Genomic DNA, 12,240 nt, shown 5'->3' with positions numbered 1-12,240 from the left:
CTTGGGTGGAGACGACGAGATGACGATCCGATTTGACGGCCAGGTGGCCATTGTGACGGGCGCGGGCGGCGGTCTGGGGCGGGAACACGCCCTGGCCCTGGCGGCGCGTGGCGCCAGGGTTGTGGTCAATGATCTGGGCGGCGCCCGCGACGGTTCGGGCGGTTCCGCCACCGCCGCCGAGGCCGTCGTCGCCGAGATCGAGGCGGCCGGCGGCGAGGCCATCGCCAACGCCGCCTCGGTGACCGACTTCGCCGCCGTTCAGGCCATGGTCGAGGCGGCCGTGGCGAAATGGGGCAGGGTCGATCTGCTGGTCAACAACGCCGGGGTGCTGCGCGATCGCACCTTCGCCAAGATGGAGCTGGAGGATTTCCGCTTCGTCCTCGACGTCCATCTGATGGGAGCGGTCAACTGCACCAAGGCGGTGTGGGAGATCATGCGGGCTCAGAATTACGGCCGGATCGTCATGACGACCTCGTCATCCGGCCTGTACGGCAACTTCGGCCAGTCGAACTATGGCGCGGCCAAGATGGCGCTGGTCGGACTGATGCAGACCCTGTCGATCGAGGGGGCCAAGAACGACATCCGCGTCAACTGCCTGGCGCCCACGGCCCATACGCGCATGACCGAAGACCTGGGCGCCGCCCTGCCCCTTGAGGCCCTGGGGCCGGAGCTGGTGACGCCGGGCCTGCTGTATCTGCTCAGCCGGGACGCGCCCAGCCGCTGTATCCTGGCGGCGGGCGCCGGCGGGTTCGAGCGCGCCTATGTCACCCTGACCGAGGGCGTCCACATCATTGGCGAGGATGCGCCGGAACAGGTGGCGGCCCGGTTCGACGCCATCTCCGACCGTTCGAAAGAGATCGTGCCGGAGATGGGCGCGGCCCAGGGGATGATCGAGCTGACCAAGGCCCAGAAGGCGCACGCCTCCTGAGCCGCATCAGTCGGCGCGGTCAGCCGATCGCGCCGACGCAGCCTTCCGCCTCGCCGGGGGTCAATTCCGCCTCGGTCAGGGCGATGGTCCAGCCGTGGTGGGTGTTCAGACCCCAGCGACGCGCGCCGCCGCCGTCGCCGGCGTCGCCGCCGGCCGTCACGACCACGCGGCGGCCCCTCGGCAGGGCCGGCGGATCGATCTTGCCCACGGCCAGAGACGTCGGCGTCTCGCCGCCGTAACCGTCGAAAACGCTCAGCATCGACCATTCGCGACGCAGACCCATCCACCAGGCATCCTCGGTGTTGATGGCCAGGACGGCGACGCCATGCCCCTCGGCGGCGAAGGCCAGGGCCTTTTGCGGGTCGCGGACCATCCTGATGTCGGCGGCGGCGCCGAAACGCAGCCGGGCGCCGTCATAGGCGCGGGTCGGCTCGATGGGCGCCCAGACCTGGACTTGGAGCCGCCCCTGGCGCGCCAGGCCCCAGCCGATGATTTCGCGCCACAGGTGTTCCACGGCTTCGGCGTTCTCGGGCTGGGCCTTGGACAGCATGCGCGACAGAACGGTCTGTTCGCGGTCGGGGCGCAGCTTGGTGTGGGGGCCGGTGGGGGCGTCCTTGGCGCGGCCGACGGTGGCGGCGACGGCGAGGCGTTGCTCGAACAGGGCCAGGATCTGATCGTCGATGGCGTCGATCTCGGCGCGCAGGGCGGCCAGGGCCTGTTGTTCGGGGGTCAGTTCGACCACGTCAGGCCACACTTGCTGGACGTTGGAATTGGGCATGGGTTCGGGCTTTCGGCAAAGGGGGATTTCGATGTGCAGGGGCGGACAGCCGCTCTGGTCCAGAGCGGTCGCCGGCGAGACAGTCAGGGACGAAGAGCGCCCGACGCCTCAGCCGGCGTATCGAAAGCCGTAAAAGCCGTAGCCGAAATAGAGGCCGGAAACCGCGCGCGAACGGTCGAAGGAAACAGAAAGAACGCGCTGGCGGGACATGGGTCCGGGTCCGGTTATGCGGATCGATTGCGATCCGTGCGGCCTTAAAGCACGCAAAGACCGTGCGCCGTCAAGCCCTTCAGACGCCCAGAAGGACGAAACGCGTCCGGTTGTCGCTGGAATCCTGAAGATCGTTGCGCAGGATCGACAGGCCATAGACCTCCGCCGCGCCCACCGGCGCTACGGCCGCCTGGGTCGGATCGCCGGCCTCGGCGACGTCGCGGGCGGCGCCGGCGGTGTCGAAATGCTCGACCACGTTCAGCCTCATGCCCTTCAGCGTCTGTTCGCACTGGGCCAGGGCGATGGGATGGCTGAGCACCCGTTTCAGATCGGCGATCCGGGCGCCCTCGAGGCCCATCAACGCGTGACGGATCGGCCGCCAGGCCTCCGCCACCACGGGGAGACCGGATTCGCGCACCAGGGTCGCCGCCGGTTCGACCACGCCGATGGACGAGTTCTCGACCGGGATCAGGGCGCAGTCGCAGTCCCCGGTCTTCAGCGCTTCAATGGCCGCTGCAAAGGTCTCGAAGGGCACGGCCACGTCCCAAGGCCGCAGGGCCGTGCAGGCCTCGTGGCTGAACGCCCCCGGCGCGCCCTGGTAGGCGACCCGGCCGGGCTTGTCGTCTTGGTGCGCAGGCGTATCCATATTCGTCACGTCCGGGTTCGTCCCCGAACGCCTTTCCTTGTCGTTGGCCGCTGATCAGACGGAACATCCTTGTCCGCGCCATGGCCGTATCCGAGCGTATCTGCGGCGCCGTCCCTGTTCCGACAAGCCGAATATGGCGCCGGCCGGCTATCGAACCGGCTATGGGCGCGCTAGCCTTGCTGTTCCCGTTCCTGGAGGCTTCATGCCCGTCGTCTCTCGCTCCAGCCGTCGCGCCGTACTGACCGGCCTGGCGGGGACCGTCGCGGGCTGCGCCGCAACACCGCCTGTCCCGCTCGCGGCCAGCTTCGCCCCGCGCCGGATCGCCCCGATCCTGATGGAGCCCGAACGAATCATCCGCATCACCGTCTGCACCCGTCCCTTCCGCCCCGCCGGCCCGCGTCTGGACGTGGAGACGGTCGGCGAGACCAAGGTGGTTCACAACTACGGCCACGGCGGCAGCGGCTGGTCCCTGTCCTGGGGCTCCAGCGCCATAGCGGCGCGCAAGGCCATGGCCCTGGCCGGGGTCGCCGGCGGTTCGCCCGTCGTCGCGGTGATCGGCAGCGGCGCCCTGGGTCTGACCTCGGCGCTCCAGCTTCAGCGGATGGGCGCGCGGGTCACCATCTACGCCCGGGAGCGCGCCGCCTTCACCCGGTCGATGCGCGCGACCGGCAGCTGGACGCCGGACAGCCGCATCGCCGACGCCGACCGCGTCCCGGCCGAATTTCCGGCCCTGTGGGAACAGATGGCGCGCGAGACCTATGCGACCCACCAGACCTATCTGGGGACGGAAGGCGATCCGGTCGTCTTCAGCGACCGCTATATCCTGTCGGGCGCAGCGGACCTGCCGCGTACGGCCGAACCGCCTCCGATCCGCACCGCGCCCGGCGTAAAGCCGATCCGCTTCGCTGAATACAGGCTGGACGGGCTGGCCCCGCGATCCTTCCCCCTCCCCGCCTCGGCCTCACCCTTCCCGGTCCGGGAAACCCGGATGGTCAGCGCGATGCAGTTCAATGTCGCCGAACTGGCGCATCGGCTGGAGACCGAGTTTCTGAGCCAGGGCGGTCGGATCGAGACCCGCACGTTCAACGCTCCGGCGGAACTAACGGCCCTGCCCGAGAAGATCGTCGTCAACTGCACCGGCTATGGCGCAAAGGCCCTGTTCGAGGACAAGGAGATGATCCCGGTGCGCGGTCAGATCGCCTGGCTCGCGCCTCAGCCGGAGGCGAACTACGGCCTGCATTTCCGGGGCGTGACCGTGCTGTCGCGACCGGACGGGATCGTGGTTCAGGCCACGCGCAACGACATGAACGGCGTCGGCGTCGACGACGAGACGCCGGACCGGACCGAGGCGAACGCGACCATCGGCCTCGTCGCCCCGCTGTTTCCGTCGATCAGGCGGCTTCCGACCGGCTGATCCGCCCCGACTTCAACCGCTCGGCCACCAGGAAGGCCAGTTCCAGCGCCTGGTCGGCGTTCAGGCGCGGGTCGCAGTGGGTGTGATAGCGGTTGGACAGGTCGTCCTCGGTCACGGCCTGGGCGCCGCCGATGCATTCGGTGACGTTCTGGCCGGTCATCTCCAGGTGAACGCCGCCGGGGTGGACGCCCTCGGCCTCGGCCACATCAATGAAGGTCCGCACCTCGCCCAGGATCCGGTCGAACGGCCGGGTCTTGTAGCCGTTGCCGGCCTTCAGCGTATTGCCGTGCATCGGGTCGATCGACCAGATCACCTTGCGGCCCGAGGCCTTCACTTCCCGCATCAGCTTGGGCAGGCGCTCGCCGACCTTGTCGTGACCGAAACGGCCGATCAGGGTCAGGCGGCCCGACACATTGTCCGGGTTCAGGGCGTCGATCAGCGGCAACAGGTCGTCGGCCGTCATGGTCGGGCCGCACTTCACGCCGATGGGGTTCCTGATCCCCTTCATGAACTCGACATGGGCGCCGTCCAGCTGGCGCGTCCGCTCGCCGATCCACAGCATGTGGGCCGAGGTGTCGAACCATTCGCCCGAACCGCCGTCCAGCCGTGTCAGGGCGCTCTCGACGTTCAGCAGCAGCGCCTCGTGGCTGGTGAAGACTTCGACGCGGCTAAGGTCCGGATGGCTCTCGGGCGTGACGCCGACCGCCTCCATGAAGGCCAGGGCCTCGGTGATCTTGTCGGCCAGTTCGCGATACTGGGCGCCCGCGGCGTTGTCGCCCGCGAAGCCCAGGGTCCAGCGATGGATGTTGTACAGATCGGCGTAGCCGCCGCCAGCGAAGGCGCGCAGCAGGTTCAGGGTCGAGGCCGACTGGTTGTAGGCGCGGATCAACCGTTGCGGATCAGGCGCGCGCTCTTCCGGCGTGAAGCCCATGCCGTTGATGATGTCGCCGCGATAGCTGGGCAGTTCGACGCCGTCGATCTCTTCCAGCGGCGACGAGCGCGGCTTGGCGAACTGACCCGCGATCCGGCCGACCTTCACTACCGGCTTGCGTCCGGCGAAGGTCAGGACGACCGCCATCTGCAGGATCAGGCGGAAGGTGTCGCGGATATTGTCGGTCGAGAACTCCTTGAAGCTCTCGGCGCAGTCGCCGCCCTGGAGCAGGAAGGCCTCGCCCCGCTCTACCTGGGCCAGTTTCGACGTCAGGCGGCGCGCCTCGCCCGCGAAGACGAGCGGCGGCAGGGCGCGCAACTCGTCCTCGACGACGGCGAGGGCTTTGGGGTCTGGATAGTCCGCCGGCATGTGCAGGGCGGTCTTGGTTCTCCAGCTTTCGGGGGTCCAGCGTGTCATCGGGCAAGAATAGGGCTTTGCAGCCGCTCAAACAACGAAAACACGAATGGATTTTGCTGTTGAGCCTCAGTCCTCGGCGGGCGGCGCCTTTTCCGCCGCATCCGCCGCCTTGCGTTCGGCCTTGGCGGCCGCCTTTTCCGCCGCCTTGGCCGCCGCCGCGCGGTCGCGTTCCTGCCGTTCAAAACTGTAGTTGGGCTTGCGGGCCATGGGCGTCCTCGTATGGTCGATAGTCTGGCCCCAAACTGACGGGCCGCCGCGCGGGACGCAATCGCCAAATCGCTCCGTCCGCTGACGGGGCCTACAGAAGCCGCTGCTTGCGGGTCAGAAACTTGGCCAGGCGGTGCAGGACGATCAGAATCTCGGCGAAGATTGTCATGCGGTCTGAACGCCTCTTGCGCCTTGGTGTTCATCCGCACGCCCGTCGGTCGCACCCTCCCGTCGATCTGCCCGCGCATTGGATGCCTCGCCTGATGGACATGGCTGGGCATGAATTTTCGACGACATCGACCGGACGACTCTGGCGCTCGTCCTCGCCTCGCCCATCTGTGGTCGGGGGCGAGTTGAGAGACCAGAGGTGCGATATGAGGCCCTACGACCTGACCCTGGACGAGATGCTGGCCGACCCCATGGTGCGGCAGTTGATGGATCGCGACGGCGTGGCTGAAGCCCAGGTGCGGCGTCTATCTGAGCATGTACGCCGACGTCGTGGTCCGGGGCTTGGCCCGACGTCAGGCTCCGGCTTCGCCGTTCGTTACGACGTCGTCGCTCCGGAGCCACAGAACTTCGCCGACTGACCGGCGGGAACGCACGGTTCATGCCGGAGACGGCGCCCTCCGGCCCCGGATCAGGTGTTTTTGGCTTAAAAACCATGGAAACAGACGATCTTTCAGTATCGCAGCGTCGCCATTGATGGCATCGCTGACGCCCTCTTTTCCTGCCCCTGCGAAGTTCGACATGTCCGAAGAATTCTACCGCATGAAACGCCTGCCTCCGTATGTGATCGCGGAGACCAACGCCATGCGCGCCACCGCCCGCGCGGCCGGCGAGGACGTCATCGACCTGGGCATGGGCAATCCCGATTTGCCGCCGCCGCCGCACGTGATCGACAAGCTGTGCGAAGTGGCGCGCAAGCCCGACGCCCACGGCTATTCCGCGTCGCGCGGCATTCCGGGCCTGCGTCGCGCCCAGGCGAACTACTACGCCCGCCGCTTCGGCGTGGACCTGAATCCCGACACCGAGGTGATCGTCACCATGGGCTCCAAGGAAGGTCTGGCCAGTTTGGCGACGGCCATCACCGAGCCCGGCGACGTCGTCCTGGCGCCCAATCCCTCCTACCCGATCCACACCTTCGGCTTCATCATCGCCGGCGCGGCGATCCGCAGCGTCCCGACCACGCCGGACGAGCGCTATTTCGAAAGCCTCGAACGGGCCATGGCCTATACCGTGCCGCGCCCCAAGGTGCTGGTGATGAACTATCCGTCCAATCCGACGGCGGAGACGGTCGATCTGGCCTTCTATGAACGGGTCGTCGCCTTCGCCAAGGCCAACGACCTGTGGATCATCAGCGACCTGGCCTATTCCGAGCTCTATTATGACGGCAAGCCGACCGTCTCGATCCTCCAGGTGCCGGGCGCCAAGGATGTGGCGGTCGAATTCACCTCGCTGAGCAAGACCTACAGCATGGCCGGCTGGCGGATCGGCTTTGCGGTGGGCAATCCCAAGCTGATCGCCGCCATGGCGCGGGTGAAGTCCTATCTCGACTATGGCGCCTATACGCCCATCCAGGCGGCGGCCGTCGCCGCCCTGAACGGGCCGCAGGACATCGTCGAGCAGAACCGCGCCCTGTATCATCGTCGCCGTGACGTGCTGGTCGACAGTTTCGGCCGGGCCGGCTGGGAGATCCCCAAGCCCGCCGCCTCCATGTTCGCCTGGGCGCCCCTGCCCCCGGCCCTGGCTCATCTGGGCAGTCTGGAGTTTTCCAAGCAACTGTTGACCCACGCCAAGGTCGCGGTCGCTGCGGGGGTCGGCTACGGCGAAAACGGCGAGGGTTTCGTCCGCATCGCCTTGGTCGAGAACGAGCAGCGCATCCGTCAGGCCGGGCGCAACATCAAGACCTATCTGAAGTCGATGGGCGTCAACGTGCCCCCCGGTCGGGACGTGCCTGACGTCTGATTCTCCCAATTGGTTTGGGCGCCGGCTTACGGCCGGCTTCGAACTTCCCAGTCCAGGGTCCAGCGGTTGGCGCCGGCCCGCTTCAGCTCGCTGACGGCGGCGGGCACCTGCCGGTCCAGCCCATCCAGCAGAGCCACGCCTTGGCTGACCGAGGCGACGGTGGCGTTGGTCTGCCAGAAGGGGCCGCCCAGGCCTCTCAGCGAGAAGCGGATATGGACGGTGTCATTGACCTGGGGCATCAGCGTTTCCATCGGCGGCTGCGCGCGGCGACGCGGCTATCGGGAACGGGCGGGAACGGAGAAGATGGTGGATGCGACAGGGATTGAACCTGTGACCCCCTCGGTGTGAACGAGGTGCTCTCCCGCTGAGCTACGCATCCATGCCTTGCGGAGGCGGCGACATAGCCCGGTCGTCCGCCCCGCGCAAGCGTCCGTTTCAGATTCCTGCGGCTTGCACGGTTTCGGGCGTCTCGGCCTCGGGATCGCCGGGCAGCCAGGCGACGTGGCCGTTGTAGATGTCCTCGTTCAGGATCCCTTCCTCCTTGGCCACCAGCACGGGGACCAGCATCTGGCCGGTCACATTGGTCGCCGTCCGCATCATGTCGATGATCCGGTCGATGGCGACGATATAGCCGATGCCTTCCAGCGGCAGGCCGGCGGTGGACAGGGTCAGGGTCAGCATGACGATGGACGTTCCCGGTACTCCCGCCGTCCCCAACGAGCCCAGCACCGCCGTCAGACCGATCAGGATGTACTGGGTCAGGGTCAGGTCGATCTGGAAATACTGGGCGATGAAGATCGAGGCGATGGCCGGATAGATGGCGCCGCACCCATCCATCTTCACATTGGCGCCCAATGGCACCGCGAAGGCGGCGTAGGCCTGGGGCACGCCCAGTCGCTCGACCGTCTGACGCAGGGTGATGGGCAGGGTGCCGAGCGACGACGAAGTGGCGAAGGCCGTCTGCTGGGCCGCGAAGGCGCCGCGGAAGAAGCTGGTCACCTTCAGGCCGTGGATCTTCAGCAGGCCCGAATAGACGACCAGGATGTGGAACAGGCAGGCGGCGTAGATGGCCGCGATGAACTTCAGCAGGGGCAGCAGCGCCTCCCAGCCATAGCCGCCGACGACCGAGCCGATCAGGCCGAACACGCCGATGGGCGTCAGCTGGATAACCCAGCGCGTGATGCGGAAGATGACCGCCGCGCCCTCGTCCACCAGCCGCCGCACGCCCTGGGCCCGGTCGCCCAATGCGACCAGGGCCATCCCGACCAAGGCCGAGAAGAAGATGATCTGCAAAACCTTGCCCTCGGCCAGGGCGGCGAAGGGATTGGTCGGCACCACCCCGATCAGCACCTCCAGCGGGGTCGGGATCACCCGGTCCTTGACCTCGCCCAGCGGCAGGTTGGACAGGCCCGCGCCCGGATTGATGATATGGCCGAAGGCGAAACCGACCAGCACGGCCAGCAAGGATGTGATGGCGAACCAGACGATGGTCCGCACCCCCAGCCGCACCGCCCCGGCGCCCTCCCCCAGTTTGGCGATCGAACTGGCGATGGTGAACAGCACCAGGGGCGCCACCACCATGCGGATCAGGTTCAGATAGACGTCGCCGATGGGCTGCAGCCAGACCTCGGCCCGTTCACGCAGGATCAGCCCGGCGATGATGCCCAAGACGAAGCCGGCGGCGGTGCGCTGCCACAGGGGGATTTTAAAAAATCTGGCGAGCATGAAGTTGCTTTCAACAGGGGTGCGCCAATCTGTCCATCGCCGTGTCGATCCGCAACCGCTCCGGCGATCATTCAGCCGACAGATTTCCTGTCGGAGCCCCTCAGAATTTCAGCGCCTTCATGACGTAGAAGTCCGACAGGATGCCGTCGATGGCCTCTTCGACATCCTCGAAATCGTCGATCAGCACGTCGGCGCCCAGGTCCTCGACCGGCACGGGCGTGAAGCCGAAGGTGACCAGGATGCACGGCATGCCTGCGTCCTTGGCTGCATCCGCGTCCGGCGCCGCGTCCCCGACCATGATGGCCCGCTCGGGATCGCCGCCGGCCTTGACGACCGCCTCCTTCAGGTGCGCGCCCGAGGGTTTGCGGGCGCTGACGCGGTCGGGGCCCACGATGGCGGCGAAATGCCGGGTCAGGCCCAGCTTCTCGAGCAGAAGCTCCGACAGATCCGACCGCTTGTTGGTCGCCACGACCAGGATCGCTCCGCGTTCGCTCAGCCGCTCCAGCGTCTCGACCACACCTTCGAACGGCTGCGACCCGTCGGCGATGTGGGCGGCGTAATCGACCAGGAACCGCTCGAACAGTTCGTCCGATTGCGCCCGTTCGACCGAGGCCCCGGCTGCCTCGAATCCATGAACCAGCAGCGCCCGCGCACCCGAACCGATCAGGGTCGAGGCGGATTCCATCGCTACGGGCGGCAACCCCTCCTCGGCCAGTAGTCGGTTCAGCGTCCCGATCAGGTCCGGCGCGGAATCGACCAGGGTCCCATCCAGGTCGAAGGCGATGGTCCAGCCTTCCAGGTCGCGATCGGTCATCCACATCTCCCGCTGGCCCGCATGATGGGCTAGATCGCAGGACGACTAGACTGCGAGACGATTCATGACCAGCCAGACGCGCCCCCGCGCCGCCATCATTCTTGCCGCCGGCCAGGGCACGCGGATGAAGTCGCCCCTGCCCAAGGTGCTGCACCCCGTCGCCCATCGCGCCATGCTGGATCACGCCATCGACGCGGCGGAGGGGCTGGGCTGCGCCCGGATCATCGTCGTGGTCGGAACTCATTCGCCCGAGGTGCGCGCCCACGTCGTTAAACGCCTGGGCGAGGCCGCCATCGCCGTTCAGGACCCGCCGCTGGGCACGGGCCACGCCGTTCGCGCCGCCGAACAGGCCCTGGCCGGTTTCGATGGTGATGTGGTGGTCACCTATGGTGACGTGCCCCTGCTGAAGGCTGCTGACATCGAGCCCGTTTTCAATGCGGGCGGTGTGACCGTCATAGGCTTCGAGGCCCGCGATCCCGGCGCCTATGGCCGACTAATCCTTGACGGCGACGCCCTGACCGCCATCACCGAGGCCAAGGAGGCGTCACCCGAAGTTCTGGCCGTCACCGCCTGCAACTCCGGCGTCATGGCCGCCCCGGCGGACCTGCTGTTCGCCCTCCTCGCCGATGTCCGCAACGACAACGCCAAGGGCGAGTACTATCTGACCGATGTGGTCGAACTGGCCCGCAAGGCCGGACATCCGACCCGTGCGGTCTTCGCCGCCGAGGACGCCGTCATGGGGGTCAATTCCCAGGCGGAGCTGGCCCAGGCCGAGGCCCTGTTCCAGACCGTCCAGCGTGAAACCTTCCTGGCGGCGGGTGTGACCATGAGCGCGCCTGACACCGTTCATTTCGCCTGGGACACCCAGGTCGACGGCGGAGCCGTGATCGAACCCTATGTCGTCTTCGGCCCCGGCGCGGTGATCGACGGCGGCGCCCGGATCCGTAGCTTCAGCCATGTGGAGGGCGCGCGCGTCGCCTCCGGCGCCGAGGTCGGCCCCTACGCCCGGCTGCGGCCCGGCGCGGACCTGGCCGAGGGGGTCAAGGTCGGCAACTTCGTCGAGGTCAAGAATGTGAAGATGGCCGCGGGCGCCAAGGCCAACCACCTCGCCTATCTGGGCGACGGGTCGGTCGGCGCGTGGGCCAACCTCGGGGCCGGGACCATCTTCTGCAACTACGACGGCTTCAACAAGGCCCGGACCCAGGTCGGCGCCGGCGCCTTCGTCGGCTCGAACTCCAGTCTGGTCGCGCCGGTCGTGATCGGCGACGGCGCCATCGTCGCCTCCGGTTCTGTGATCACCGAGGACGTGCCGGCCGATGCGCTCGCCTTCGGCCGTGCTCGCCAAACCCTCAAGCCGGACGCCGGCGCCGCCTTCCGCGTGAAGGCCAAAGCCAAGAAGGAGGCGGCCCAGGCCGCCAAGCTGAAATGAGCGACCTACAGAAGAAGAACGCCGGCGAGGCCGCCGCAGCCTATGTCGAAGCTGGCATGATCGTGGGCCTGGGCACCGGGTCCACCGCCGCCTGGTTCGTCAAGGCCTTGGCCGCGCGTGGTCTTTCCGGCCTGCGCTGCGTCCCGACCTCGGAGAAGACCGCCGATCTGGCGCGGGAACTGGGCCTGACCCTCTCCACGCTGGAAGACACGCCCCGCATTGATCTGACCGTCGACGGCGCCGACGAGGTCGGCCCGGGCCTGGCGCTGATCAAGGGTGGCGGCGCGGCCCTTTTGCGCGAGAAACTGGTCTGGGAGGCGTCCAGCCGCTGTATCGTCATCGCCGACGCCGCCAAGGTGGTGCCGGTCCTTGGCGTCTTTCCCTTGCCGATCGAGGTGGTCGCCTTCGGCCACAAGACCACGGCCAACCGCATCGCCGACGTTCTGATCGACCATGACATCAGCCAGCCCGCCCGCGTGCGCCAAGCGGATCGCGGCCTGGTCCGCACCGACGGCGGCAATCTGATCTATGACGCCGGCTGCAAGGCCATTCACGATCCAGTCCGCCTGGCCGACGATCTGAAGCTGATCACCGGCGTGGTCGAGCATGGGCTGTTCCTCGACCTGGCCGACCTGGCGATCATCGGCACGGACAGCGGGGTCGAGACCCTCACGCCTTGACCCTGATCTCCGTCCTTCTGGCGACCTTGCTCCTGGGTGTCCCGGCGCCTAAGTCCCACGCCTCGCCCCCGGCGTGACCGGAACCGATTTCATACG

13 protein-coding genes and 1 tRNA gene are annotated in these 12,240 nt (G+C 67.5%); 6 read left to right on the top strand and 8 right to left on the bottom strand.

Annotated features, from left to right (window positions below; all coding sequences use genetic code 11):
* Positions 1-19: 19 nt before the first annotated feature.
* Positions 20-928 (top strand): SDR family NAD(P)-dependent oxidoreductase, encoded by a 909-nt coding sequence (locus GGR11_RS03195; RefSeq protein WP_183195367.1) that lies wholly within the window; start codon positions 20-22, stop codon positions 926-928.
* Positions 929-947: 19 nt separating this feature from the next.
* On the opposite strand, the gene GGR11_RS03190 is transcribed toward GGR11_RS03195, so the two are convergent.
* Positions 948-1,706 carry a chorismate mutase gene (locus GGR11_RS03190; RefSeq protein ID WP_183195366.1) on the bottom strand — a complete coding sequence of 253 codons (759 nt, stop codon included), beginning with the start codon at positions 1,704-1,706 and terminating at the stop codon, positions 948-950.
* A 289-nt stretch (positions 1,707-1,995) separates the two neighbouring features.
* A complete protein-coding gene (locus tag GGR11_RS03185) occupies positions 1,996-2,562 on the bottom strand; it encodes a prephenate dehydratase domain-containing protein (RefSeq protein WP_008261806.1) in 567 nt (188 codons plus the stop codon).
* Between the two features lie 202 nt (positions 2,563-2,764).
* On the opposite strand from GGR11_RS03185, the gene GGR11_RS03180 reads away from it, so the two are divergent.
* Positions 2,765-3,976, top strand: a complete 1,212-nt coding sequence (locus GGR11_RS03180) for an FAD-dependent oxidoreductase (protein ID WP_246331511.1) — start codon at positions 2,765-2,767, stop codon at positions 3,974-3,976.
* Here the strand turns inward: GGR11_RS03180 and GGR11_RS03175 are convergent.
* Together GGR11_RS03175 and GGR11_RS03170 are read right to left on the bottom strand one after the other, a co-directional pair.
* Complete coding sequence (locus GGR11_RS03175) at positions 3,954-5,324, bottom strand: class II 3-deoxy-7-phosphoheptulonate synthase (RefSeq protein WP_183195364.1); 1,371 nt, start codon at positions 5,322-5,324, stop codon at positions 3,954-3,956. The two genes, GGR11_RS03180 and GGR11_RS03175, sit on opposite strands and share 23 nt — an antisense overlap.
* A 66-nt stretch (positions 5,325-5,390) precedes the next feature.
* A complete protein-coding gene (locus GGR11_RS03170) occupies positions 5,391-5,531 on the bottom strand; it encodes a hypothetical protein (RefSeq protein ID WP_183195363.1) in 141 nt (46 codons plus the stop codon).
* Positions 5,532-5,905: 374 nt separating this feature from the next.
* On the opposite strand from GGR11_RS03170, the gene GGR11_RS03165 reads away from it, so the two are divergent.
* Together GGR11_RS03165 and GGR11_RS03160 are read left to right on the top strand one after the other, a co-directional pair.
* Complete coding sequence (locus tag GGR11_RS03165; RefSeq protein ID WP_008259349.1) at positions 5,906-6,118, top strand: hypothetical protein; 213 nt, start codon at positions 5,906-5,908, stop codon at positions 6,116-6,118.
* A 160-nt stretch (positions 6,119-6,278) separates the two neighbouring features.
* Positions 6,279-7,496 carry an LL-diaminopimelate aminotransferase gene (locus tag GGR11_RS03160; protein ID WP_183195362.1) on the top strand — a complete coding sequence of 406 codons (1,218 nt, stop codon included), beginning with the start codon at positions 6,279-6,281 and terminating at the stop codon, positions 7,494-7,496.
* 26 nt (positions 7,497-7,522) lie between these two features.
* Here the strand turns inward: GGR11_RS03160 and GGR11_RS03155 are convergent, their stop codons facing one another.
* The 4 genes from GGR11_RS03155 to GGR11_RS03140 all read right to left on the bottom strand — a co-directional run bounded on the left by GGR11_RS03155 (position 7,523) and on the right by GGR11_RS03140 (position 10,041).
* Positions 7,523-7,735, bottom strand: a complete 213-nt coding sequence (locus tag GGR11_RS03155; protein ID WP_035306857.1) for a hypothetical protein — start codon at positions 7,733-7,735, stop codon at positions 7,523-7,525.
* A 65-nt stretch (positions 7,736-7,800) separates the two neighbouring features.
* Positions 7,801-7,875, bottom strand: a tRNA-Val gene (locus GGR11_RS03150).
* Positions 7,876-7,931: 56 nt separating this feature from the next.
* Entirely contained in the window at positions 7,932-9,221 is a 1,290-nt protein-coding gene (locus GGR11_RS03145) for a dicarboxylate/amino acid:cation symporter (RefSeq protein ID WP_183195361.1), read from the bottom strand.
* 100 nt (positions 9,222-9,321) lie between these two features.
* Entirely contained in the window at positions 9,322-10,041 is a 720-nt protein-coding gene (locus GGR11_RS03140) for an HAD-IA family hydrolase (RefSeq protein ID WP_221205076.1), read from the bottom strand.
* A 58-nt stretch (positions 10,042-10,099) separates the two neighbouring features.
* Here GGR11_RS03140 and glmU point away from each other — a divergent pair, with 58 nt between their 5' ends.
* Positions 10,100-11,464 carry a bifunctional UDP-N-acetylglucosamine diphosphorylase/glucosamine-1-phosphate N-acetyltransferase GlmU gene (gene glmU, locus GGR11_RS03135; RefSeq protein ID WP_183195359.1) on the top strand — a complete coding sequence of 455 codons (1,365 nt, stop codon included), beginning with the start codon at positions 10,100-10,102 and terminating at the stop codon, positions 11,462-11,464.
* Positions 11,461-12,144 (top strand): ribose-5-phosphate isomerase RpiA, encoded by a 684-nt coding sequence (rpiA, locus tag GGR11_RS03130; protein ID WP_183195358.1) that lies wholly within the window; start codon positions 11,461-11,463, stop codon positions 12,142-12,144. The genes glmU and rpiA overlap by 4 nt, the downstream gene beginning before the upstream one ends.
* Positions 12,145-12,240 lie beyond the last annotated feature (96 nt).

Source organism: Brevundimonas mediterranea (assembly GCF_014196125.1).
GTDB classification, from domain to species: Bacteria; Pseudomonadota; Alphaproteobacteria; order Caulobacterales; family Caulobacteraceae; genus Brevundimonas; species Brevundimonas mediterranea.
This window is presented reverse-complemented; position numbering and strand designations above follow the sequence as displayed.